Annotated in this window: 26 protein-coding genes; 15 read left to right on the forward strand and 11 right to left on the reverse strand. The window is 57.2% G+C overall.

Annotated features, from left to right (window positions below; all coding sequences use genetic code 11):
* Positions 1-95 precede the first annotated feature (95 nt).
* Complete coding sequence (locus B3511_RS08935; protein ID WP_286781836.1) at positions 96-992, forward strand: LysR substrate-binding domain-containing protein; 897 nt, start codon at positions 96-98, stop codon at positions 990-992.
* Positions 982-1,932 (forward strand): zinc-dependent alcohol dehydrogenase family protein, encoded by a 951-nt coding sequence (locus B3511_RS08940; protein WP_286781837.1) that lies wholly within the window; start codon positions 982-984, stop codon positions 1,930-1,932. The genes B3511_RS08935 and B3511_RS08940 overlap by 11 nt, the downstream gene beginning before the upstream one ends.
* Before the next feature lie 3 nt (positions 1,933-1,935).
* Here B3511_RS08940 and B3511_RS08945 read toward each other — a convergent pair whose 3' ends face one another.
* The gene (locus tag B3511_RS08945) at positions 1,936-2,973 is read right to left on the reverse strand and encodes an AI-2E family transporter (protein WP_286781838.1); all 1,038 of its coding nucleotides are present in this window, start codon (positions 2,971-2,973) and stop codon (positions 1,936-1,938) included.
* Positions 2,974-3,102: 129 nt separating this feature from the next.
* Between B3511_RS08945 and B3511_RS20730 the strand changes: the two genes are divergently transcribed.
* The 3 genes from B3511_RS20730 (at position 3,103) to mdtI (ending at position 4,069) form a co-directional block, all read left to right on the forward strand.
* Positions 3,103-3,273: a hypothetical protein gene (locus B3511_RS20730; protein WP_422655492.1), complete on the forward strand. Its 171-nt coding sequence runs from the start codon at positions 3,103-3,105 to the stop codon at positions 3,271-3,273.
* A 117-nt stretch (positions 3,274-3,390) separates the two neighbouring features.
* A complete protein-coding gene (gene mdtJ, locus B3511_RS08950) occupies positions 3,391-3,753 on the forward strand; it encodes a multidrug/spermidine efflux SMR transporter subunit MdtJ (RefSeq protein WP_040075826.1) in 363 nt (120 codons plus the stop codon).
* On the forward strand, positions 3,740-4,069 hold the full coding sequence (gene mdtI / locus B3511_RS08955; RefSeq protein ID WP_040075825.1) for a multidrug/spermidine efflux SMR transporter subunit MdtI: 330 nt from the start codon (positions 3,740-3,742) through the stop codon (positions 4,067-4,069). The genes mdtJ and mdtI overlap by 14 nt, the downstream gene beginning before the upstream one ends.
* Before the next feature lie 175 nt (positions 4,070-4,244).
* Here mdtI and B3511_RS08960 read toward each other — a convergent pair whose 3' ends face one another.
* From B3511_RS08960 to B3511_RS08980, 5 genes are all read right to left on the reverse strand, one after another.
* The gene (locus B3511_RS08960) at positions 4,245-5,066 is read right to left on the reverse strand and encodes a trypsin-like serine peptidase (protein WP_046887254.1); all 822 of its coding nucleotides are present in this window, start codon (positions 5,064-5,066) and stop codon (positions 4,245-4,247) included.
* 269 nt (positions 5,067-5,335) lie between these two features.
* Positions 5,336-5,653 (reverse strand): acid resistance repetitive basic protein Asr, encoded by a 318-nt coding sequence (gene asr, locus B3511_RS08965; protein WP_286781839.1) that lies wholly within the window; start codon positions 5,651-5,653, stop codon positions 5,336-5,338.
* A 137-nt stretch (positions 5,654-5,790) separates the two neighbouring features.
* Entirely contained in the window at positions 5,791-6,030 is a 240-nt protein-coding gene (locus B3511_RS08970; RefSeq protein WP_040075822.1) for a DinI family protein, read from the reverse strand.
* A 98-nt stretch (positions 6,031-6,128) separates the two neighbouring features.
* Positions 6,129-7,613 carry a carboxypeptidase M32 gene (locus B3511_RS08975; RefSeq protein ID WP_286781842.1) on the reverse strand — a complete coding sequence of 495 codons (1,485 nt, stop codon included), beginning with the start codon at positions 7,611-7,613 and terminating at the stop codon, positions 6,129-6,131.
* A gap of 73 nt (positions 7,614-7,686) precedes the next feature.
* The gene (locus tag B3511_RS08980; RefSeq protein ID WP_207293674.1) at positions 7,687-8,940 is read right to left on the reverse strand and encodes an MFS transporter; all 1,254 of its coding nucleotides are present in this window, start codon (positions 8,938-8,940) and stop codon (positions 7,687-7,689) included.
* Positions 8,941-9,061: 121 nt separating this feature from the next.
* Between B3511_RS08980 and B3511_RS08985 the strand changes: the two genes are divergently transcribed.
* The 3 genes from B3511_RS08985 (at position 9,062) to bioD (ending at position 12,131) form a co-directional block, all read left to right on the forward strand.
* Complete coding sequence (locus B3511_RS08985; protein WP_233804434.1) at positions 9,062-9,961, forward strand: LysR family transcriptional regulator; 900 nt, start codon at positions 9,062-9,064, stop codon at positions 9,959-9,961.
* Positions 9,962-10,088: 127 nt separating this feature from the next.
* Positions 10,089-11,309, forward strand: coding sequence for a sugar metabolism global transcriptional regulator Mlc (mlc, locus tag B3511_RS08990; RefSeq protein ID WP_040078502.1), 1,221 nt, complete (start codon positions 10,089-10,091; stop codon positions 11,307-11,309).
* A gap of 126 nt (positions 11,310-11,435) precedes the next feature.
* Entirely contained in the window at positions 11,436-12,131 is a 696-nt protein-coding gene (bioD, locus tag B3511_RS08995) for a dethiobiotin synthase (protein ID WP_040075818.1), read from the forward strand.
* Here the strand turns inward: bioD and clcB are convergent.
* From clcB to osmY, 5 genes are all read right to left on the reverse strand, one after another.
* Positions 12,084-13,376: a voltage-gated ClC-type chloride channel ClcB gene (gene clcB / locus B3511_RS09000; protein ID WP_286781847.1), complete on the reverse strand. Its 1,293-nt coding sequence runs from the start codon at positions 13,374-13,376 to the stop codon at positions 12,084-12,086. The two genes, bioD and clcB, sit on opposite strands and share 48 nt — an antisense overlap.
* A 97-nt stretch (positions 13,377-13,473) precedes the next feature.
* Positions 13,474-14,622, reverse strand: a complete 1,149-nt coding sequence (osmV, locus tag B3511_RS09005) for an osmoprotectant ABC transporter ATP-binding protein OsmV (protein ID WP_286781849.1) — start codon at positions 14,620-14,622, stop codon at positions 13,474-13,476.
* On the reverse strand, positions 14,622-15,269 hold the full coding sequence (osmW, locus tag B3511_RS09010; RefSeq protein ID WP_040075814.1) for an osmoprotectant ABC transporter permease OsmW: 648 nt from the start codon (positions 15,267-15,269) through the stop codon (positions 14,622-14,624). The genes osmV and osmW overlap by 1 nt, the downstream gene beginning before the upstream one ends.
* 9 nt (positions 15,270-15,278) lie before the next feature.
* Entirely contained in the window at positions 15,279-16,178 is a 900-nt protein-coding gene (locus B3511_RS09015) for a glycine betaine ABC transporter substrate-binding protein (RefSeq protein WP_286781852.1), read from the reverse strand.
* Positions 16,179-16,199: 21 nt separating this feature from the next.
* Positions 16,200-16,910, reverse strand: coding sequence for an ABC transporter permease (osmY, locus tag B3511_RS09020; protein ID WP_207293679.1), 711 nt, complete (start codon positions 16,908-16,910; stop codon positions 16,200-16,202).
* Between the two features lie 409 nt (positions 16,911-17,319).
* Here osmY and B3511_RS09025 point away from each other — a divergent pair, with 409 nt between their 5' ends.
* The 7 genes from B3511_RS09025 to B3511_RS09055 are packed head-to-tail and all read left to right on the forward strand — an operon-like array spanning position 17,320 to position 24,213.
* Entirely contained in the window at positions 17,320-18,315 is a 996-nt protein-coding gene (locus tag B3511_RS09025; protein WP_286781855.1) for a 3-oxoacyl-[acyl-carrier-protein] synthase III C-terminal domain-containing protein, read from the forward strand.
* Entirely contained in the window at positions 18,312-19,328 is a 1,017-nt protein-coding gene (locus B3511_RS09030) for an NAD-dependent epimerase/dehydratase family protein (RefSeq protein WP_286781857.1), read from the forward strand. The genes B3511_RS09025 and B3511_RS09030 overlap by 4 nt, the downstream gene beginning before the upstream one ends.
* Positions 19,306-20,112: an MBL fold metallo-hydrolase gene (locus B3511_RS09035; RefSeq protein ID WP_286781859.1), complete on the forward strand. Its 807-nt coding sequence runs from the start codon at positions 19,306-19,308 to the stop codon at positions 20,110-20,112. Before B3511_RS09030 ends, B3511_RS09035 begins: the two co-directional genes overlap by 23 nt.
* Entirely contained in the window at positions 20,109-21,395 is a 1,287-nt protein-coding gene (locus B3511_RS09040; RefSeq protein WP_286781860.1) for a F390 synthetase-related protein, read from the forward strand. Before B3511_RS09035 ends, B3511_RS09040 begins: the two co-directional genes overlap by 4 nt.
* A complete protein-coding gene (locus B3511_RS09045) occupies positions 21,392-22,009 on the forward strand; it encodes a phosphatase PAP2 family protein (protein ID WP_286781862.1) in 618 nt (205 codons plus the stop codon). Before B3511_RS09040 ends, B3511_RS09045 begins: the two co-directional genes overlap by 4 nt.
* Positions 22,002-23,129, forward strand: coding sequence for a sterol desaturase family protein (locus tag B3511_RS09050; protein ID WP_286781864.1), 1,128 nt, complete (start codon positions 22,002-22,004; stop codon positions 23,127-23,129). Before B3511_RS09045 ends, B3511_RS09050 begins: the two co-directional genes overlap by 8 nt.
* Positions 23,116-24,213: a fatty acid desaturase family protein gene (locus B3511_RS09055; RefSeq protein ID WP_286781866.1), complete on the forward strand. Its 1,098-nt coding sequence runs from the start codon at positions 23,116-23,118 to the stop codon at positions 24,211-24,213. The genes B3511_RS09050 and B3511_RS09055 overlap by 14 nt, the downstream gene beginning before the upstream one ends.
* Positions 24,214-24,234 lie beyond the last annotated feature (21 nt).

The raw sequence follows: 24,234 nt of genomic DNA on the forward strand, positions 1-24,234 counted from the left end.
ACAAAGTGAGTGGGGAGTGTCGGCAAAAGCTGGGGATTTGAAAAACGGAAAATCCTGCGATTAAATGTGAGTAAAACTCATCATGGAAGATCGCGATGTCCTCACCCCTTCCGCCCTTATATGCGCTGCGCGCCTTTGATATCGCCGCGCTGCAGGGCTCTTACATCCGCGCCGCCGAGGCGTTGCACGTTACCCCTGGCGCCATCAGTCGCCACATCCGCACCCTGGAGGCGCATTTCCGTTGCCAGCTATTCCTGCGTAAAGGGCCCCGCGTCGAGTTAACCGATGCGGGACGAGCGCTGGCCAGCCAGTTGCGTACCGGATTTGTCGCGCTTGAAAGCGCTTGTGACGCCTTTCGTACACCCCCTCAGTTCCTGCGCCTGAAGGCACCCACAACCCTGACGGTTAACTGGTTGCTTCAGGCGCTGAAAGGCTTTCATGAACGCCATAGCGTACCGGAGGTACAGGTCTCCAGCGTCTGGATGGATGTAGACCGGATCGATTTTCATCGTGAGGCTTTCGATTGCGCCATTCTGCTGGGGAACGGGCAGTTCGGCGAGCAGACCCACGCCCTGCGGCTGTTTGCGGAGCGTCTTGCCCCTGTCTGCGCACCCTCGCTGGTGGCGCAGGCGCAGCGCAATCTTCCGGGATGCGATTTGATACATCCCTCGGCAGATCGCCGGGACTGGCGTCGTTGGCTGAAAGACACCTCGCTGGAACAGCAGGTGGATATCAGCCGCGGCCATCTCTTCGATACGCTGGAGCAGGGGAACCAGGCCGCCATCGCCGGGCATGGCGTGTCGGTGGCCGACCTGACCTTGAGTCGCCACGCGCTGGAGAAGGGGGTGCTGGCGCTGCCGTTTACCCGCCAAGTGGTGACGGGCGATGGCTACTATCTGGTCTGGCCGGAAGACAGTCCGCGCCAGAAAGAGATCGCGACGCTGCGTCACTATCTTCTGACCTGCGTACCGGAGTGCTGCGATGAACAATAACGCGTTAACCTATCAGCGTTTTGGCGAACCCGACGCCGTGCTCAGGCTGCAGAGCGAAAATAAAGGTGAGCGTGCGGCAGATGCACTTCGGGTTGAGATGCTCTACGCCCCGGTGAACGCATCCGATTTAATTCCCATTACGGGAGCCTATCGCCATCGAATCTCCCTGCCTGCCGTGGCGGGCTATGAAGGAGTGGGTAGGGTGATAGCCGCGCCGGCTGCTTTTGGTCATCTGCTGGGGCGCCGCGTGCTGCCTCTGCGGGGAGAGGGCACCTGGCAGCAGCGAGTGGACTGTCCGGCTGCGCTGGCGATCCCGGTGCCGGATGAGGTCGATGATACGCTGGCCGCACGAGCGTTTATCAATCCGCTGGCGGCACAATTGATGCTGAAACTTTATCCTGTAACGGGCAAACAGGTGCTGCTCACCGCCGCGGGATCAGATTGTGCCCTGTTACTGGGTCAGTGGGCGCTAGTTAGCGGCGCCCGGGCCGTCTATGGCATCCACCGTTCGCCAGCACATGCCGAACGACTCGCCGCACTGGGCATCATTCCTCTGGCGCAGGAGGATGCCGGGGCGATTTGCCACGTCGCCGCCACTAGCGAGGGGGTATTCGATGCGACAGGAGGCGCACTGGCGCAAAGGTTGCTGGAACGAATGCCGAAAAAGGGAACCTTTGTGAGCTATGGCCTGCTCAGCGGACAGCCCTTTACCCTGAGACACCACTACCCGCAGGTGCACTGGTTTCATGTGCGCAATACCTTTGCCACCCTGACTACCGAGCAGTGGCAGGCCGAATTTCAGGCCCTGTGGCCACGGTTGATCTCCAGCCACTCTAGCCACGCGGTGGTCTGGCCCTTTGCCGACTGGCATGATGCGCTGACGCATTATCGCCAGCCGGGGAGAGTGGGGAAACCGCTACTTAAGCTGACGGGCGCGTAAAGGTTAGCGCGATGGCTGCACATCGCTGAGCAGCACCGCAATGCTCTGCCCCCCTGCGGTCTGCTCAAGGGCGATCTTGACCATAATCGTCAACGGCACAGAGAGCAGCATGCCCACCGGCCCCAGCAGCCAGCCCCATAAAATCAGTGATAAAAAGACCACCAGCGTAGAAAGCCCCAGCCCGCGCCCCATCATGCGCGGCTCAAGGATATTGCCAAACACGAGGTTAATCAGCAGATAGCCCGACAGCACAATCAGCGCATCGTAAAAACCGCTAAACGCCAGCACCTGAACAATGGGGGGAATAGCGGCCAAAACCGATCCGATATTAGGAATGTAGTTCAACGCAAAGGCCAACAATCCCCAGACGAACGCAAAGCGGACCTCCAGCAGGGTGAGCATGCCCCAGACCACCAGCCCGGTCACGACGCTGATCGCCGTTTTCAGCACCAGGTAGTGGGTTACGCTGTCGAGCGCACGCTGGATAGCGCCCATCCCTTCAGCGGGGCGTGCCATGAGCGGCTGAAGTTTCGCCGGTAGTTGCGGCACTTCAATCAACATAAACACTACCGTGAGAAGCAGCAGGAAAATCGAGGTCATAGCATTCGAAAGCTGCGTCAGCAGGTTGGTCACCAGGGTCATGGCGGCGTTGGGATCGATAAATGTTTGTAATTGTTCGATCGACACATCGATACCCACGCGTTGGAGCCAGGGATCGAGCCGTTGTAACGGCGCCAGCAACGAGTCGCGGTAAGCGGGCAGGGTGCGCGCCAGCTCGTTCAGTGAACTGCCCAGATATGCCAGCAGCAGGACCATGGCAAGAATAATCACGCCAATCAGGAGCGAGATAGCCAGCACGCGCGGCACGCGCAGGCGCACCATCCGCTGCACCAGCGGATTGAGTACCACGGCAATAAACAGCGCCAGAATAAAGGGAACGATAATATCGGCAGCAAAACGGATCCCGGCCAGCACGATGACCAGCATGCCCAGCATGATGACTATTTTTAATCCGTTGAGCGTGATGATAGGTTTTGCCATACGAGCTCCTGCGTTTTTTGTTAATAATAATCGCGAGGCACAGAGAAATAAATTAACCAATATCAAACGACAAGGGTAAAGAATTGAAAAGGTATTGAGTAAATATTTGCCCTGTGATAAAAATCAGCTGTGTTTAACTACCGGAGACAATTTTCATCTGCAATGACGAGAAGCAACACCGCAGATAATTGTAATTTTATGGACAATCTGTTCAGGACGCATTTCACAGCATTTACATTTAGTTTCTCCCCCTCTTTCTCTCCGCTTGCTGGTGAGCAACACTGGCGCAACGCGCTATAGATCCCTCTCTCTGCCTGAGCTGACGCTACGCGTTTAGCTTTCTATTGCTATTTCTTTTTTTAGGTTTGCTGTTCACAGCGAGCCGCGAAGGACTCTATTCTCAAGCAGGAGAAAACCATGTTTTACTGGATCTTATTAGCTCTGGCCATTATCGCTGAAATAACCGGCACGCTGTCGATGAAATGGGCAGCAACCAGTGGTGGACATGCCGGATTTATTTTAATGCTGGCGATGATTACGCTCTCTTATATATTTCTCTCATTTGCGGTAAAAAAAATCGCGCTGGGTGTCGCCTACGCACTCTGGGAAGGAATAGGTATTTTAATAATTACCCTTTTCAGCGTGATGTTGTTTGACGAAACCCTTTCAACGATGAAAATCGCCGGTCTGACGACCCTGGTCGCAGGCATTGTGTTGATTAAATCGGGCACCCGTAAAAGCAAAAAACAGAAAAACGAGGTGACCCATGCAGCAGTTTGAATGGATCCACGCCGCCTGGCTGGCGCTCGCCATCGTGCTGGAGATCGTCGCGAATATTTTCCTGAAGTTCTCTGACGGTTTTCGCCGCAAACTTCAGGGCCTCCTCTCTATCGCCGCCGTGCTGGGGGCCTTTAGCGCCTTGTCTCAGGCGGTCAAGGGGATCGATCTGTCGGTGGCCTATGCTCTGTGGGGCGGTTTCGGCATCGCAGCGACCTTAGCCGCGGGCTGGATCTTATTTGGTCAGCGCCTCAATCCTAAAGGCTGGGTCGGATTAGTGTTACTGATTGCCGGAATGGTGATGATAAAACTGGCCTGACTGTTCTGCTGCCTGCGAGAGCGGGCAGCGAAATTTGCCACCTGTGTTTGCTGAAAATTAGGTGTTCAAGAGGGGCATTGAATGGCTAACTTAGCCAGCCGGCAGCGCATCTGGTACAGCAGGCCGATGCCTGTTGACGACATCAGGCAGTAACGTATATTGCAGCTGGGGTGCATTACTCTTGCGCCAGAGCCTGTAATTTGTCGCGAAAGCCGGTGACGGAGAGCGCGCGGTTATCTGCCCGCCAGCGATCTTTCGCCGCCGGCGCCGAGCTTTGTACCCCAATCAACTGCCAGCCGCTGGCGGTTTTCAACATCAGAGGTGAACCGCTGTCACCCGGCAGGGTGTCGCACTGGTGCGAAAGAACACTGTTTTGCGCCCAGCCGGTGACGACGCAGTCCTGGTGCGTAAAGAGCCTGTCAAGATGATCTTCCGGGTAACCTGCCTGCGTCACTTTGCGATCGGCTGCTTTCAACGCGGCGGTGAGCGCGTCCTTATCGCCGCTAAACAGTGGTAGGGGGGTGATCCCGGACGGCGGATAACGCAACACCACCAGCCCAAAGTCCCATGAAGCCGCGGCAGGGGGAACAATCCAGCCGTCGCCATCGGCCTTCAGCCGTTTGCCTAGAGAGGCATCCACCCGCCCTTCGATACCGTGTATTTCATAACGCCATAACCCTTTTTGCGACACAAAGCGCAGGGCGAGCGCTTTATCTTCTTTCCCTTTAGGCGGGGTAAGCAGACAGTGCCCGGCGGTCAGGGCCAGGCGTGGGGTAATGAGGGTGGCGGTGCAGAGGTTTCCGCTGGCGGTTTCAAGCTGTCCGATCGCATCCCAGGGGGCCTGGGTGGGATCGCTGACGCGCGTACGGTCATCATGACCAAAGAACAGCGTCTGAATTTCATCGGCATTTGCCGCATCATCGCTGCCGTCGTCGGCATAAGAAAAACCTGATAAGAGACTTAACGTTCCCAGTAAAATCGCTGCAGATCTATGCATAGCTCACTCTGAAAGGGGTAATTATGATTATTAAAGTAAACCCTGTTAAATAACTATAGACGGGACCGCAAGAAAGTGGGAGCAAAATCAGCGTGCTACATTCAGGAAAGGAAAAAACTACCGGAAATCAGCGCGCACAAAATTAGGGTGATAAGAATCAGCTCAAACCGATAGCGACGCAGCATAACGCCCTCCGGAAATAAAAACGGTGCCGGAACAGATTGCGCTCCGGCACCGGGATACTGATGTGCCTTCAGGCACGCTTTACCTTATGCAGCGGGCTGGGCAGCCGGTTTAGCCGCGTCGTGTTTTACCGCTTTCTTGTGATGTTTTTTCGCTGCCTGAGCTTTCTGTGCAACTGGCGCAGTTTCCCGTTTTTTCACCGTTTTTTTATGGTGTTTTTTCGCAGCCTGCGCTTTCTGCACTGCGGCTTTCTTGTGTTTTTTATGGTGCACAGTTTTCGCCGCTGGCGCTGCGCTGGTGGTTGCAGTTGCGGCAGGTGCCGCGGTGGTGGCAGCATCTGCAGCGAATGCAGCAGAAGAGAGACCCATAGCAGCGGCAACAACCAGAGCTAATACTTTTTTCATCGTTCTGTCCTCGAATTGGTTTTTCATTTAACCCCACTGCGGGGCCGTTGAAGAGACTATATCCCTGTAAATCCGAGGCTTCCGTGAGTGATTGGTATCGGCGTGTAACGATATGTACAACCTGTGCGAGAAGCGCTTTATTCAGCGACCAGCCACATATCGGCCTCATCAAACATCTCTTCCAGCATGCGGTTCAGTTTTTCACGATCGCTTTTGCTGGCATCGCTGTTGAGACTGTTGGCCTGCATCGGCTTTACCTTAACTACCGCCTCCGGGAAGATGCGGTTAACCCGGCGGGTTAATTCATTCAGGATGATCTCTTGTGCGCCAGGCAGACCCGCCACATTGCGCTTGTCGTAAATGAGTTCCACAAACATCGGTTAATCCTTGCACTGTTTTTATATCCAGTATTTAAACTGGCGCAGTTAAAAATAGCAAGCGGGAAATCGCCGGGCGGAGCGCCCGGCGCGAGAGGTCAGAGGTAACGTGAGGTGAGGTGCTGGCGGAAGTACGCACTATTCAGATCTTCGCCGGTGGCCTGCTGAATGAGCTGCGAGGTGCTGAAGCGACTCCCGTGCTGCCAAATATTCTGGCGTAGACAGTCGAACAGGGCGCTGAAATCGCCTTCGGCGATGGCGCTGTCCAGTCCCGGCAGCGCGTTTCTGGCCGCATGGAAGAGCTGTGCGGCATACATCGCGCCCAGCGTATAAGACGGGAAGTAGCCAAAACCACCGTCGGTCCAGTGAATATCCTGCATACAGCCGTTACGGTAGTTATCTTTCGTCGATAATCCGAGCCAGGCCTGCATTTTTTCATCCCACAGGGCTGGAATATCGTCCACTTCGATATCGCCGTTAATCAGCGCACGCTCGATTTCGTAGCGCAGAACCACGTGTGCCGGGTAGCTCACTTCGTCCGCATCTACGCGGATATACCCCGGCTTAACGCGCTGGTTCCAGGCGATAAAGTTCTCTTCAGAAAACGCCGCCTGGCTGCCGAAACGTTGATGAACGGCAGGAAGCAGCTTTTTCAGAAAGGCGTTGCTGCGCCCGAGCTGCATCTCAAAAAACAGGCTTTGAGATTCATGAATGGCCGTCGAGCGCGCCAGCGCAACCGGCTGACCTTGCCAGGTGCGCGGCAGGTTCTGCTCGTAACGCGCGTGGCCGGTTTCATGCACCACGCCAAACAGGGCGCTGAGCAGATCTTCTTCGTCGTAGCGGGTCGTGATTCGCACATCTTCCGGTACGCCGCCGCAGAAGGGGTGCGCGCTCACGTCCAGGCGTCCGCCGTTAAAATCAAAGCCGAGCATCGTCATCGTCTCAAGCCCCAGCTCACGCTGAGTGGCAATCGGGAACGGCCCCTGAGGCGGCACGAACGACTGCTGGGCCTGCTTTTCGACAACCTGCGCCAGCAGTTGCGGCAGCCAGGATTTCAGATCAGCAAAGAGTACATCCAGCCGGGCGCTGGTCATGTCCGGTTCGAAAATATCCAGCAGCGCATCGTACGGGGTGCAGCCTTTCGCCTCCGCGCGCAGGCGGGCCTCTTCACGGCTGAGTTTGACCACCTCTTTCAGGTTGGCCGAAAAGCCTTGCCAGTCATTCGCGGGGCGCTGGGTACGCCAGGCATGTTCACATTTGCTGCCCGCCAGCGATTTCGCTTCGACCAGGGCTTCAGGCAGGAGAGACGCCTGTTGATAATGTCGCTGCATTTCTCGCAGGTTGGCCTGTTCGACGTCGTTCAAATTCTCACTGTGAGCCGCATCCAGCCATTCGCCCACTTTTTTATCGGTGAGGATCTGATGTTGCAACACGCTCAGCTCTGCCAGGGCTTCGCCACGTGCCGCGCTCCCGCCTGGTGGCATCATGGTAAACATGTCCCAGCTGGCGATGGAGGAGAGGTGAGAGAAGCGGGAGAGACGCTGGAAAGTGCGGGTGAGTTGTTGGTAGTTATTGTTTTCCATTAAGACCTCGTGTCTGAACAAGCCAATGCCCCACGTTAGCATCAGGCTGGCGTAAACACGAGGCCGGGTTTAATTAATGCAGCCGTTTATGCAGGCTGGCCCCCACCAACAGCGCGGCACAGAGCATCAGCGCGATAAAAGCCCCCACGCCGTTCCAGCCGTAGTGGTGCCAGAACACGCCCCCCAGCGTCCCGGCAAGGCTTGATCCGAGATAGTAGCTGAAAAGGTAGAGGGAAGAGGCCTGGCCTTTTGCGCGGCGCGCACGGGGGCCAATCCAGCTACTGGCCACCGAATGGGCAGCAAAGAAGCCCGCCGAGAAGAGCAGCATCCCGGCAAAAATCACCCACAGTGGAGAGAACAATGTCAGCAGAAGCCCGCTCAACATTATCCCCGTCGAGGCCACCATGACCGGACCGCGGCCATAGCGGGCCGTCATGGCGCCCGCTTTCGGCGAACTCCAGGTGCCGGTCAGGTAAGCCACCGACAGCAGGCCCACCAGCGCCTGGCTCAGATGCCAGGGGGAGAGCATCAACCGGTAACCGATGTAGTTAAAGAGGGTCACAAAGGCGCCCATCAGCAAAAAGCCCATCAGGAACAGGCGCGGGAGCCCTTTATCCCGCCAGTGGAGGCGAAAGTTGATAAACAGCGTTTTCGGACGCAGCGAAGTGGGGCGGAAATGGCGTGATGCCGGCAATATACGCCAGAACATCAGCGCTGCGGCCAGCGCAAAACAGCCAATGGCCGCCAGCGCGATCCGCCAGCTAAAGAAGTCGGTAAACACGCCGCTTAGCAGGCGTCCGCTCATGCCGCCAATCGAGTTTCCGCTGATATAGAGCCCCATCGAAAATGCAACAAAACTGGGGTGGATCTCCTCGCTAAGATAGGTCATCCCTACTGCCGCTACGCCGCTCAGCGATAAGCCTATCAGCGCGCGCATCAGCAAAATACCGTGCCAGCTGGTCATCAAAGTCGATAGCAGGGTACAGATTGAAGCCAACAGCAGGGCGGTAACCATAACCGGTTTACGCCCTATGGCATCGGAGAGCGGGCCGGTAAAGAGCAGTCCAATTGCCAGCATGCCGGTGGAAATCGAAAGGGAGATACTGCTGCTGGCTGGTGAAACGCCAAACTCGCTGGAGAGTACCGGCAATATCGGCTGTACGCAGTAGAGCAGGGCAAAGGTCGCCAGTCCGGCGGAAAAGAGCGCGAGGGTGACGCGCATAAATTGCGGCGTGCCGCGCTTAATGAATTGTACCGGCAGCGGTCGGGCGGGTTTGTCGTCGATCTCGCTTGCCGGCGCGATATCGGCGGTAGTTGTACGGCTCACTCTGTTTCCTTGGTTTAGATTTCCGTGACGACGGGTAATGGGTATGACCACAAGGATCAGGGTAGGAAATTGTAAATATTCTGTCTAATATATTAATAATCTCAAATGATACTTTAAATATATGAATATTGAACTGCGACATTTGCGCTACTTTATTGCCGTCGCTGAAGAGCTGCATTTTGGCCGCGCGGCGGCCAGACTCAACATCTCGCAACCCCCGCTGAGTCAACAAATTCAAATACTCGAGCAGCAGGTCGGGGCGCGTCTGCTGGCGCGAACCAACCGAAGCGTTGCGCTTACGGCGGCGGGTAAACAGTTTCTTGCCGACAGCCGCCAGATCCTCGGTACCGTAGACGAGGCGGCCGCCCGTGCGGCACGGCTTCACCTGGGTGAGACCGGAGAGTTGCGCATCGGTTTTACCTCTTCCGCCCCCTTTATCACGGCCGTCTCGACGACGCTGTCATCGTTTCGCCGTCACTATCCCGACGTGCATATTCAGACGCGAGAGATTAACACCCGTGAGCAGATCGCTCCCCTGAACGAGGGGGCGCTGGATCTGGGATTAATGCGCAACACCCAACTCCCGGAGAGCCTGGCCTGGCAACCTATTCTGCGAGAGCCTCTGATGGCGATGATCCCCAAAGATCATCCGTTAGCGGCAAAGCCGACGGTGACGCTGGCCGAGCTGGCGCGAGAGCCGTTTGTCTTTTTTGATCCCCATGTGGGCACCGGGCTTTATGACGATATTCTCGGGATAATGCGCCGTTATGGGCTGGCGCCGGTGATGGCCCAGGAGGTGGGTGAAGCGATGACGATTATTGGGCTGGTAGCGGCCGGGCTGGGGGTATCTATTCTGCCCGCCTCGTTTAAGCGGGTGCAACTCAACGAAATGCGCTGGGTCCCCCTCGCCGAACCGGATGCCGTTTCCGAAATGTGGCTGGTCTGGCCCAGGCACCACGAACTGAGCGCAGCGGCACAGCGTTTCAAAACGCAGCTGATTACTGCCGCGCCGGGGCGCTGAAATCGCCAAAACAGGGTTAAAAACGTGCGGTTAATCACAAGGCTACGTAAATATTTGACGACCGACGGTGAAGTGTTTCACCATAGCCGAAAGTTTATTTCGAAGCGCGAAAATAAGGGAGTACGTGGTGGTTGCTGATAGTCAGCCTGGGCATATTGATCAGATCAAACAGACCAATGCAGGAGCAGTATATCGCCTGATTGATCAGCTTGGTCCGGTTTCGCGTATTGACCTCTCCCGTCTTGCTCAACTGGCCCCCGCCAGTATTACAAAAATTGTCCGCGAAATGCTCGAAGCCCACCTGGTGCAAGAGACTGAGATTCAGGAGCCGGGCAGCCGTGGTCGTCCGGCAGTGGGGCTGGTGGTAGAAACCGAAGCCTGGCACTACCTGTCGCTGCGTATCAGCCGCGGTGAGATTATGCTCGCTCTGCGGGATCTCAGCAGCAAGTTAGTGGTAGAAGACCGCTTGCCGTTACCTCTCACGGCGGCGCAGCCGCTGCTGCAGCGCATTACTGCGCTTATCGATCAGTTCTTTATCAATCATCAGCAAAAACTGGAACGCTTGACCGCTATCGCTATCACGCTGCCAGGCATTATTGATACCGAAAACGGCGTGGTCCACCGCATGCCTTTTTACGAGGATGTGAAAGAGATGGCCCTGGGCGAAGTGCTGGAGAAGCATACCGGCGTGCCGGTGTACATCCAGCATGATATCAGCGCCTGGACCATGGCCGAAGCCCTGTTTGGCGCATCACGCGGGGCGCGGGACGTTATTCAGGTGGTCATCGATCATAACGTCGGCGCCGGCGTCATTACCGATGGTCGTCTCCTGCATGCGGGCAGCAGCAGCCTGGTCGAGATTGGTCATACGCAGGTCGATCCCTATGGTAAACGCTGTTATTGCGGTAACCACGGCTGCCTGGAGACCATCGCCAGTATCGAAAGTATTATGGAGCTGGCCCAACTGCGCCTGAGCCAGTCAATGAGCTCAATGCTGCACGGCCAGCCACTTACCGTTGAGTCGCTCTGTGCCGCCGCGCAGCAGGGCGATTTGCTGGCGAAAGATATTATTACCGGGGTGGGTAATAACGTTGGGCGCATTCTCGCCATTATGGTTAACCTGTTCAACCCGCAAAAAATTCTGATTGGCTCTCCCCTGAGCCAGGCGCACGATGTCCTCTTCCCGGCTATTGCCGACTGCATCCGCCAGCAATCCTTGCCCGCCTACAGCAAACACATTGCCGTTGAAAGCACCCAATTCACCAATCAAGGCACCATGGCCGGAGCGGCGCTGGTCAAAGATGCGATGTATAACGGCTCCTTACTGATCCGCTTACTCCAGGGTTAATTGATTTCCGATAGAGTTACCAAATATTGCGCTATCTCAAGCCGGTGATATCACGCATACCTTAGACTTCCTCCACTGAATTATTTCGTTGGTTTATATTTTCACGGCATAACGGTGGAGTAAGTGATGCTTAAGCGTTTCTTTGTTACGGGTACGGATACCTCTGTCGGCAAAACAGTGGTCTCCCGCGCCTTACTGCAGGCCCTGGCTGCGAGCGGTAAGTGCGTGGCAGGATACAAGCCAGTCGCAAAAGGCAGTAAAGAGACGCCAGAAGGATTGCGTAATAAAGACGCGCTGGTGCTGCAAAGCGTCTCTTCCCTGGCGCTGCCCTATGAGGCGATTAACCCCATTGCCCTCAGCGAAGATGAGAGCAGCGTAGCGCACAGCGGGCGTGTCGATTACACCTTGCTGTCGAACGGCCTGGCGAACTTAAGTGACAAGGTCGATCACGTGGTGGTTGAAGGCACCGGCGGCTGGCGGAGTCTGATGAACGACCTGCGTCCGCTCTCTGAATGGGTGGTCCAGGAGCAACTGCCGGTACTGATGGTGGTGGGTATTCAGGAGGGCTGCATTAACCATGCCCTTCTTACCGCCCAGGCCATCGCCAACGACGGTCTGCCGCTGGTGGGCTGGGTGGCGAACCGCATCAATCCCGGGCTGGCCCACTACGCCGAAATCATCGAGGTGCTGAGCAAAAAACTGCCGGGCCCTCTGGTGGGCGAGTTGCCTTACCTGCCGCGGGCAGAGCAGCGAGAGCTGTCGCAGTATATCGATCTAACCATGTTCGGCCGCGCGCTGGCCGTAGATCGCGTTCTGGCGTAAGGTTCGCGACAGTACCGACGCCAGCACGCAGGCAATCAGTAAGCCGGGCAGCAGCGCATACTGCCCGGTCATTTCACAGACCATCAACGTCGCCATAATCGGCGCATGGGTGGTGGCCGCCAGTAGCGTGGCCATCCCCGTTAACCCCAACAATATCGCCATCTCCGGCTGGGGGATCGCTACGCCGGCTATCCGGGCGAAGACCATTCCCAGCGCCATACCGATAAACAGCGTCGGTGTAAATACTCCACCGGGGGCGCCTGAACCGCTACTGGCTAATACCGCCAGCAATTTGCAGATCAACACGCCGCCTACGACCGCAAGCAGCGGCGGGGCCAGCAGATCTGCCTGGACCACGCTGTAGCCGTTGCCCCAGACCCGGGGCGTTAACAGCGACAGCAACCCGACAATCAATCCGCCCAGCGCCAGCTGCAGCGGGGGAGAGAGCTTTAGCCGCACGAAGAGGGCGTGGCTTTGGTCCATCAACCACATTAAGAGGGGGCCGCCAAGCCCTGCCAGCAGCCCCATGGCGATCATCAGCGCATAATCGACGCTGTCGGGTAAGCCGCTCAGGTGCACCTGATACAGCTGCGTCACGCCCGGGCTGAGAAGCTGAGTGGTCAGCAGCGCCACCACAGCGGCAACCACCACCGGGCCAAGCGAAGCGAGCATCAGGGTGCCAAACAGGATTTCGGCGATAAATAAACTGCCTGCCAGTGGAGCATGATAGGCGCTGGCCATACCGGCTGCCGCACCGCAGGCTATCCACAGTTTCCACTCGCGTTGTGGAGTAAAGCGCCTGGCAAACCACGAGGCCGCCAGCGCCGCCAGCAGGATCATTGCCCCTTCACGGCCAATGGCGCTGCCGCTCGCCACCACCAGCAACGAGGCGAGGGATTTCACCAGACTGCCGGGATAATCGAACTGCCCGTCACCGGTTTCAATCGCCTCCATATAGTCGGTGGGGGCATGCGGGCGCTGGCGCGTATAGCGTTGCCAGCCCCACAGCAGCAGACCCGCCGCCAGTCCCCCGAGCGCCGGGGTGATGGCGCGCCGCCATGGGGCCAGACTGGCGGCCGCGTTCACCAGGCTACCGCTGTCATTACTTAAAAATGCCACTTCGAGCAGGTACATCGCATGGCGAAAGACGGCCACGGCCAGTGCCGCCAGCACGCCCGTCAGGGTGGCAATCAGTAACCGACGAAACATCGCCCGGATATCGGGATAAGCATGAAGACGCTGCATAGCTCGGCAATAGAAGAGGAAGAGTGGGGTAATTGTGAGGGAAAATCGACGGTCAGGAAAGCCGTATTCGGCCCGACAGAAGCCGGGCCGGATGGGATTAAATGTCGCTATGAATATTCAGCGCCCGGCGGGTACGACCGGAGCTGAGGTATTCGGCAATATAGTCCTGGGAAATTTCGCCGTTATAGCGTCCCTCTTCATCGACGATGGGCATCCAGCTGGTATTGCTCTCGTAAAGGCGCGACAGCACAACGCGCAGGTTGTCCTCGGCTTTGCCGGTGATGCGGAACGGATGGATAATATCGCCACAGGCCCCCGTAGCATTTCGGGCTTCCCGACGCTTAACAAATCCAAGCGGCTTGCCCTGACCATCGACCACGGTGACGGCGCGAATATCGTTATCGTCCATGAGCGCGAAGGCTTCCATTAAAGCCGTATCCGGGCGCACGGTAAGGGTCGGCTGCTGGTCGGTGACATCACCCGCTGATACCAGCAGCAGACGCTTCAGGGTGCGGTCCTGGCCGACAAAAGAGCCGACAAAGTCGTTCGCCGGTTTTGCCAACAGCTCGTCAGGGCTGGCGCACTGTACAATACGCCCCTGGCGGAAGACGGCAATACGATCCCCCAGCTTGAGCGCTTCGTCGATGTCGTGGCTCACCAGCATCACCGTCTTTTTCAGCTTACGCTGCATCTCCAGGAACTGATTCTGAATCACTTCGCGGTTGATGGGATCGACGGCGCCGAAGGGCTCATCCATCAACAGTACCGGCGGATCCGCCGCCAGGGCGCGAATCACGCCGATACGCTGCTGCTGACCGCCGGACATTTCGCGCGGATAGCGGTTTAGGAACTTGTGCGGATCCATCGCCACCATGTCCATCAATTCTGTGGCGCGTTCTTTACAACGTTTCTTGTCCCAGCCCAGCATGCGGGGGACCACGGTGATGTTCTCTTCGATGGTCATATTCGGGAAAAGACCGATCTGCTGAATCACATACCCGATGCTACGGCGTAGGGTTACGGTATCCATGCCGCTGGTATCTTCACCGTTAATCAAAATTTTGCCGCTGCTGGGGGCAATCAGGCGGTTGATCATCTTCAGCGTAGTGGTTTTACCGCAGCCGGAAGGGCCCAGCAGCACACACATTTCGCCTTCTGGTACGTTCAGGTTAACGTTATCTACTGCTTTCACGCCCTGACCATTTTTCTGGGCAAATTGTTTGGTGAGGTTTTCCAGTTTTATCATTATCGAATCCCCTTTGGAGTCAGAACGCGCTGCAAACGGTGCAGCAGCCAGTCCAGCACAATGGCTAACAGACAAATCATTACGGCGCCGGCAATCAGCATACGGATATCACTGCCGCCGATGCCGTTCAGTAACAGCAGCCCCAGACCGCCCGCGCCAATCACGGCGGCGATTGCCATCACCCCGATATTCATCACTACGGCGGTACGAATGCCGCCAAAGATGACCGGCAGTGCCATCGGGATCTCAACCCAGCGCAGGCGCTGCCAGAAGGTCATGCCGATACCGCGCCCCGCCTCCTGCAGACCGGACGGCAGACTGTCGAGGGCGGTATGGGTGTTACGTACAATGGGCAGCAGTGAGTAGAGAAACACGGCGGTGATGGCAGGCAGGGCGCCAATGCCATGACCGATCAGCGAAAAGAGCGGAATCATCAGCCCGAACAGCGCAATCGACGGTATGGTCAGCAGGATGGTGGTCAGGCCGAGTATCGGCGTGGCCAGCCATTTATGGCGGACAATCAGAATCCCGAGCGGAACGCCGATGATTATCGCCAGCCCTACCGCCAGCGCGACCAGCCACAGGTGCTGGAAGGTGAGGGTCATCAGATAACCCCAGTTGTCTATGATGTAGTGAATCGTCTCCATCTCTCCTCCTTACAGCAGATTTTTGCTACGCAGGAAGTCGCGAGCGACCTGCTGGGGTGACTGATGATCGATATCCACTTTTTTATTCAGCTCGGTGATCACCTCATTATTTAACTGGTCAGAGAGCGTGTTCAGCGCCTCCTCCAGTCCCGGGTTTGCTTTCAGCGTATCCTGGCGCACCACCGGCGTAACCGCATAGCTGGGGAAGAAACCTTTGTCATCTTCCAGCACCTTCAGGTCGAAGCCTTTTACCCGACCATCGGTGGTGTAGATCAGACCGGCATCGACGAAACCGTCACGAATGGCGTTATAGACCAGACCCGGATCCATCTGGCGGATCTGTGGGCGGTCAAGCTCCAGCTGGTAGGCAGCCTGCAGGGGTTTCATGCCATCGCTACGCCCGGAAAACTCCAAATCCAACCCCAGCAGCCAGTTATTGTCCGGATCGGTTTTACGGATTTTTTCAATTCTTTCCACCATCTCCGACATGGTATTAATGTGCTCCGCTTCGGCCCGCTTACGCTGCATGGCGAAGGCGTAGGTATTGTTCATATCGGCCGGTTTAAGCCACACCAGACCGTGCTTCGCATCCAGGCGCTTTACCGTCTCGTAAGACTCTTCGGGCGACATGCGCTTATTGATATGGTTGAAGATAATCAGCGAGGTGCCTGTGTACTCCCAGGTCATGTCAATCTGCTTGTTGATCATGGCATTACGGGAGATCACCGTCGCGATGTTGGTCTTTGGCTGAACCTCAAAGCCTCTTTTCTGCAGATACTGCACGGTCATGGCAGAGAGGATATGTTGCTCGGTGAAGCTTTTGGTCGCCAGAATCAACGGCGCGGCCTGCGCTTGCGCGACGAAGAGCGTGGCAGCACACAGCCCTGCCAGGCGGGAAAAGAGTGTCATGGTGGCTCCTTATTATAATTATCAGGCGGTGTGCGGGCTCAGAAGACGGCCCAGCACGGCCAGCAGCGTATCCAGAATCAGGGCAAACAGCGCCGTGGCGGCAGCACCCAGGATAAGCGTCGGGAAGTCATTCAGGTAGATGCCCGGGAAGATCAGCTCGCCATAGCTGCTGGCCCCGATCAGAAACGCCAGTGGCGCGGTACCCACGTTAATGGCGGTTGCGATGCGGATCCCCGATAAGATTACTGGCCAGGCATTGGGCAGCTCGACCTGACGCAGGCGTTGCCATTTGGTCATGCCGATGCCATTTGCCGCCTCCAGTAAGGAAGAGGGGACTGAACAGAGCCCGGCGTAGGTGTTACGCACAATGGGCAGCAGCGAAGCAAGGAAAAGGGCGATGATGGCCGGGGTGTCACCGATGCCAATCACCACCATCGCCAGCGCCAGTACGGCCAGCGGTGGTAACGTATTGCCGACGTTAAAGATTTGCATTACATATTCGGCAATACCGCGTGCGGCAGGACGGCTGAGGGCAATACCGCTGGGAATGCCAATCAACAAAGCAAAAAACATGGAGGAAAAGACCAGGATGAGATGCTGCTGGCCGAGATAGATCAGGTCAACCTGGCGCGCTTTTATCGTCTCAAGGCCAATACCCCAGGTAAGCAGCCCGAGTACCACGGCGATGGCGGCGATAAATAACAGTGCGCGTGTGAAAAACGATGCGTGCATTGCGGTGTGTCTCCCTGTTGTGCATGCGTTATAGCAACCTGTTGGTTGCCTGTTGTTATGCCATGTTCCGGCAGGGTCTTTTCCAGCTATAGCAACGAGCCGGCAAAGTTGCCAGTTAATGACAAAAAGTGTTGCGTAAGGTTTAGAGGGAAAACAGGGTGTTACGCCTTATGGCATAACGTATGACACATAGCAGAGCAGAATAGTCTTAAACCGCAATGCTTCAAGTGACAACGTCACTATGCTGGCGGCTGTCAACCCTGAAAACGCGGGTCTGGCAGCCTGGTCTGTTCGCCTGTACTCTTCGCACTAACGTTCAGTGTCTCTTACGTGGTGACCTGAGCCAGCATAAAAAGAACTATCACAAATTCTGCAGAGGGAAGTGAGTGTGTTGCAGGGAAAAACAGGGGTGACTGGCGCACCCACGACAGCGCTAAAAATTATTGCCACGGGCATTGCGTTACCGGGAGAAAAAATCGTATCCGCAACGCTGGACCGCCAGCTCGGTAAGCCCGAAGGCTATGTTGAGCGACGCTCAAATATTCTCTGGCGCTATCATGCCACGGCAGAGGCCAGCCAGGCGGCTCTGGCGGCAGAGGCGCTGCATAACGCACTGGCCTCGGCATCGCTCGCCCCCTCGTCCATCGACCTGCTGATTTGCGCTTCGGCCATTGCCGTTCAGGCGCTACCCTGCAGCGCGATACATATTTTGCAGGCGGCGAATATGCCCGCAGGCGTAGCCGGATTTGACATTAACAGCAGCTGCGTGAGCTTCATCTCGGCGCTGGAAGTGGCGGCCGGCCTGCTCAATAGCGGCGCTTATCGGCGTATTGCTATTGTCTCGGCCGATATTGCTTCGCGGGGTATCGACTGGGCGCATGAAGAGTCTTCGCTGATCTTTGGCGACGGCGCGGCCTGCGCTATCGTTGAACGAGGAGACGGGGCCAGCGGTATCGTCGCCAGTCTGATTGAAATGTATCCCGATGGCAGCGAGCTGTGTGAAATCCGCGCCGGTGGCACGCGACGTAACCCGCGCGCGGGCATGACCGATAGCGATTTCCTGTTCCACATGCAGGGCAAACGCCTGTTTCGCTTCGCCGCATCGCTGATTGAGGACTATTTTGCACGTTTGCTGCAAAAAAGCGGTATTGCTCTTGATGAGATAGCTACCGTGGTGCCCCATCAGGCCAGCCATCTTTCGCTTGAGCATATGCGTAAGCGCCTCAAGGTGCCGGAAGCGGTACTGGTCGACATCTATCGCTACTACGGTAATCAGGTGGCGGCCTCAATTCCGACTGCGTTACATGAAGCGGTCATCTCCGGGCGTTTCCAGCCGGGTAAACCCGTCATGCTGATTGGGACGGCAGCGGGGTTGACCCTTGCAGGAATGGTGCTGATCCCATGAAAATCCTGGTCACAGGCGCGACCAGCGGACTGGGTCGCAATGCGGTTTCGCAATTACTGGCGCAAGGGCATCAGGTGGTCGCCACCGGTCGCAATCGGTCGGAAGGCAACGCTTTAATGCAGGCGGGGGCGCACTTTATTCCGCTCGAGTTAACGACTGCCAGCGAGGCGGAGTGCCGCCAGTTGATGAACGGCTGCGACGCAGTATGGCACTGTGCCGCGAAATCGTCGCCCTGGGGCGGGGGAGCCGCCTTCTGGCAGGCCAATGTCGAGTCCACCCGCCGCCTGGCGCAGGCCGCAGGCGAGCTGGAAATCCCCCGCTTTATTCATATTTCGACTCCGGCCATCTATTTCGACTTTCAGCATCGCTACGATGTACAAGAGAGTGACCGGGCGCGCCATTTTTCCAGCCATTACGCCAGCAGCAAATACGCCGCTGAAGAGCGGATTCAGGCTGCGGTTGCGCGCTTCCCGGCCACCACCTTTGTGCTTCTGCGCCCGCGCGGCTTGTTCGGCCCTCACGACAGGGTGATCGTACCGCGACTATTGCAGCAACTGCACCGCGACGGCGGTGTGCTGCGCTTGCCGCGTGGCGGAGAGGCGCTCCTCGATCTGACCTATGTCGAAAACGTGGTGCACGCCATGACCCTCGCCACCGGCGAGGCCGGGCTGCGCTCCGGCAGCGTCTATAACATCACTAACCATCAGCCGCAGCAGCTTAAAACGATGCTCAACGCGCTGCTGCACCAGCAGCTTGGCCTGAACTATCGCATCCAGGCGCTGCCCTGGCCGCTAATGTCGCTGGTGACTCGCGGTATGGAGTTGGTGGGCCATTGCACCGGCAAGGAACCACGCATTACCCGCTATAGTGCGGGCACGGTCTGTTTCGACATGACCCTAAGTCAACAAAGGGCCATTGATGAACTGGGGTATCACCCGGTGTTTACAATGGATGATGGCATCGCACGTACCGGGGAGTGGCTAAGAACGCATGGCAACGATCACCGCCTTTGAAGTGGGCTACTGTACCCATATTGGCTGCATGGCGCTGAAAGGCGCCGGCTTTCGCGTTTGCAAATTTCCTTCCCGCGCGTGGCTGCTGGAGGCAGGGGGCAAGCGCTGGCTATGGGATACCGGTTATGCCTCGTGGTTTGAGCAATATACCCGCGAAGGCGTTTTTCGCATTTATCGCCAGATGACGCCCGTCTACTTTGACCCGCAGGCGTCGCTGGCCCAACAGCTGCTCGCGCGCGGCATCACCGGCGGGGATATCGACGGCATTATTCTGTCGCATTTCCACGCCGACCATGTTGCAGGGTTACGCGATTTTCCTGGCGTAGCCTGCCTCTGCTCGGGGGAAGGCTGGCAGCAGGTGAGACATTTGCGTGGCTTTGCCGCGCTGCGGCAGGCCTTTGTCCCCGGGCTATTTCCCGCTGAGTTTGAATCGTCACTCACTTTTTTTGAGCGCTTCGAATGCGTGGCGTTACCTGCGGCGCTGATGCCCTTTGATCGTGGGTATCTATTGCCCGGTAGCAATGACGAAATTCTGCTGGTGCCGTTGCCAGGCCATGCCGCAGGGCATTTTGGCGCCTTTGTGTTTACCGATGCGGGATGGACCCTACTGGCGGCAGATGCCGCCTGGTCTCCCACCAGTTACCGGGAGCTGAAAGGACCGTCGCGTCTGGCGAATCTGGTGATGTCTGACCCGGCGGCGTTTTATCGCACGCTGGAAAAGCTCAACCAGCTCTGGCAACAAGGGCAGGTGGATATCCGTCTTTGCCATGAGGGAGACTTATGATCCCGCTTCGGCTGTTATGGCGCTATTATCGCACCCGCCATCTGCGTTTTACCGACCGCGAGGCGCTGGAAGCGTGGCAGACCCGGCGCCTGGAAAGGTTTAAAAAACGGGTGCTGTCCCGAAGCCCATGGTTTCGCCGTTATCTCAGGTTACCGCTCAGCCAGTGGCCCACCATGGATAAGGCGCTGATGATGGAAAAGTTCGATGAAATGAACACCGCCGGGCTGAAGCGCGACGCGCTGATGGCCTGTGCGCTGCAGAGCGAGCAGAGTCGGGATTTTCGTCCAACGATAGGGCGCTATAGCGTGGGGCTCTCGTCGGGGACCTCCGGGCGACGCGGGTTGTTTGTGGTCAGCCCGCATGAGCAGCAGGTCTGGGCCGCCGGGGTACTGGCGAAAGCGTTGCCGGATGGCCTGTTCGCCGGCGAGCGCGTGGCGCTTTTTTTGCGTGCGGATAACAACCTCTATCAGAGCGTCAATAACCGCTGGCTGAGCCTCGAGTTTTACGATCTACTGGCACCGTTTTCTGCCGGGCTTTCCCGTCTTGCACAACAATCTCCGACCCTGATCGTTGCCCCGGCGCAGGTGCTGCGCGCCCTGGCGCTGGCGGTACAGGCCGGCGAGCTGAGCTTATCGGTGAAAAAGGTCATCTCGGTAGCAGAGGTGCTGGACGAACAGGACAAAGCCTTGCTCATACAGACTTTTGGTTCAGTGGGGGAAATCTATCAGGCAACGGAAGGTTTTCTGGCGTCAACCTGTGCTCATGGCACGCTGCATCTCAATGAAGAGTTTGTGCATATTGAGCCCCAGTGGCTGGACGATCGCCGCTTTATTCCCCTTATTACCGATTTTACGCGCACCACTCAGCCCATTGTGCGCTATCGGCTTGACGATGTGCTGGTTGCGCGCACGACACCATGCCCCTGCGGCAACGCCGCCCGCGCCATCGAGCGCATCGAAGGGCGCCGGGACGATCAGCTGCAACTTCCCGATCGGGCAGGTAAGCCACAGGTGGTGTTTGCCGACGCCTGTAGCCGCGTGCTGGCCCAGACATTGCCCCTGACAGCAGACTACCGGCTGGAGCAGACCGGAGCGGCGAGCCTGACATTAATGGCGGATTGCAACGAGGCGATCCTTGAGCAGTGTCGCTCGGCTCTCAGCGAGCTCTTCACCCGCCAGGGGATCGCCCCCGCGTCGCTGGACTGGTCCTTAATTTCCCGGCCGTTACCGGCGCACTTTGCCCATAAAAGACGGCGTATCGTCCGTCGCCAGGGGGAAGCATGAACGCGATAAAACCCCGTTTGTGGCACATGCTTCTCGGCTGGGGGGCGGTGGGGGTGGTCTACGCCCTCAGCGATCGTCTGCAGGGGAAGGGGTATCATCTGACACCGATGGCTATCGATTCCAGCATCCCTTTCTCACCCTCGGCAATCTGGCTCTATTTGTCGTTTTTCCTGCTGGTGCCGCTTGGGTATTTGCTGGTTCCGCGCGATCGCCTGCGCTGGCTGACATGCGCCATGCAGCTGTCGGCGCTGGGTGCAGGCGTGATTTACCTGCTCTGGCCGACCACGCTTCATTATCCCACTTATTCTTCCGACGGCAGCGCGTCGCAACTTCTGACCTGGCTAATCAGCGTCGATTCACCACAAAACTGCTTTCCGTCGCTGCATGCGGCGTTAACCCTGCTTTCCGTCTGGGCTATTGCCGTCAGACGGCAGGGAGTATTGACGGTGGCAAGCCTGGTCTGGGCGCTTGCCATTGGGTTTTCGATCCTGCAGTTGCGCAGGCATTTGTTCATCGATCTGCTGGGCGGCGGCGTGCTGGCCTGGGGATGCGGCTGGCTGGCGTTACGCCTGGAGAGGCGGCGGACATTACACAGGGAGCGTATTAATGAGTGATTTACTGGTTCCAATTATTGTTATGCTGGTTCTGGTGTTTGGGGAAGCGGGCATTTTACACCTGACCGGGCGACAAAAAATCGACTGGCACGATGTCGTCTTTAACATCAACTCCGGCCATATCGTCCTGTGGTTGTTCAGATGCACCGAGGTGCTCTGTTACGGGCTGGTCTTCAGCCGCTTCAGTCTGCACCTTTTTGATAGCGTGTCACCGGTCTGGCTGTGGTTGTTCACCCTTCTGGCGTGGGATTTCGGTTTTTATTGGCTCCATCGCCTTCACCACATGCTGCGTCCTCTTTGGGCGGTACATGTGGTGCACCATCAGGGCGAGCATTTCAATCTTTCACTGGGGGTGAGGAACTCATGGTACTCCTCATTAACGGGGATCCCGTTCTTTCTGGTGTTAGCGGTGCTCGGCGTCCCGTTAAGCGTTTTTTTAGTCGTCTCCGTGCTGCATTACAGCGTGCAGTTCTTTAACCACAACGCCTTAACACCAAAGTTGGGTTGGCTGGAATATCTGTTTGTTACACCGTCACATCATCGGGTACACCATTACAAGGCGCGCCGCTTTGCCGACTCCAATTACGGCGGTACCTTTATCTTTTGGGACAAGTTATTTGGTACTTTTTGTCGCGTCACGCCACCCGTCGAGCCCGGTTACGGTGTGCAGGGTGAACGTCCTTCCTCTAATCCTCTGCGGGAGAGCAATCTGCCTTTCCTGCGCATGCTTGGGGTGCGAAAAACGCGTGCTCAACCGCCCCGGCGGTTTAACGCCTCAGCTACGATCGTGATCGCCGGCGCGCTCTTACTGTTTGGCCTGGTGCTGGGTTATATCCAGCTTTACGGCTACGACATTGAGCGGATCACCACGCAGCAGACCGCGCTGTTTTTATTACTGGCCGCAGGGTCTATCGCGCTGGGCGGGATCAGCGATGGGCAGCGGTGGGGAGTGGTGCTCTGGCTGCTGGTGACACTGGGGTTGCCTCTGCTGTTTATCGGCATCTGGGACTGGCGCCAGCCTTACTGGCTGGGGGTGATGGCCGGGCTCGTTGTGCACGCCATTGCGCTGTTGGCGGGTCAAGGGCGCAGGGTGAACGAGGCACAGCGTGAACCTGTTTAATCCGCAAAAATCGATTCGTTTTCCTGCAGACGATCCACGCCTGGTCAGGGCGTTACAGCGTGAGTCACGGGCGTTATTGGCAAAAAATAATGATCACCGCTACGCAGATGCGCGGACTGTCGGTAAAGCGCTGGCTCTGCTGGCGCTGTGTCTGCTCTGTTATGGCGTGACGCTCATCCAGCAGCACCTGTTGCCCTTTTTTGTCTGGTATCTGCTGATGATAGTCTGCGCAATGTTACTGGCGGTGAATGTTATGCATGACGCCTCCCACAATGCCTTTCTGCGCGGCAGGAGTGCGAACCGGTGGCTAAACCGGCTCATCACGGTACCGCTGGGCATGGATCCGGACTGCTGGCGGGTGCGTCACGTACGTTTTCATCACAGTTATACCCATATCGAATGCTACGATCCTGATACCGCCGAAAACGGCCTGCTGCGTCAGAGCCCCTGGCAGCGCTGGCGGCCCATAATGCAGGCGCAACGCTACTACTGGCCGCTGGTGGCCGCGTTGACCTTTCCCTGGTATATCTGGGTGATGGACTGGCTGGACAGAGGCGGGCTGACGCCGGTCACTCCCCACCTCGAGAAGCGTGGATTCGCCGGCTGGTGGGTTTTTCTCTGCGGTAAGGGGGCACACATCGGGTTCTCGCTGCTGTTACCTTGCTGGGTGATGGCAGACAGTTTTAGCGCCGGAACAATAGCGGGTGTCTATCTGGCGAGCCAAATGACCTCGTCGCTCTTCTTCGTGATGCTGGTCATCGGTACCCACTGGGCGAAAGGCCATGCGCAGTTACCTCCTGAAAACGGCAAGATGAGTGAGGGCAGGCTGGCCCATGTCTTCACTACCACCTTTGACTGGTCTACCCGTCCGGCATGGCTGGGCTACTGGCTGGGCGGGCTGAATCTTCATCTGACCCATCATCTCTTTCCGCACTGGAATCATCGTCACTATCACGATTTAAGTCAGGTGATTGAGGCCATAGCGCGTGAAGAAGGGCTGGATTACCAGCGCCTGTCGCTGCGCGATCTGCTGAAGCTCCAGCAGCGATTTTTAACACGGATGGGTGAAAAGCCAGATGCGTAAACCTGCCCCGAAGGGCAGGTT

The organism is Leclercia sp. UBA1284, from assembly GCF_002308415.1.
GTDB classification, from domain to species: domain Bacteria; phylum Pseudomonadota; class Gammaproteobacteria; order Enterobacterales; family Enterobacteriaceae; genus Enterobacter; species Enterobacter pneumoniae.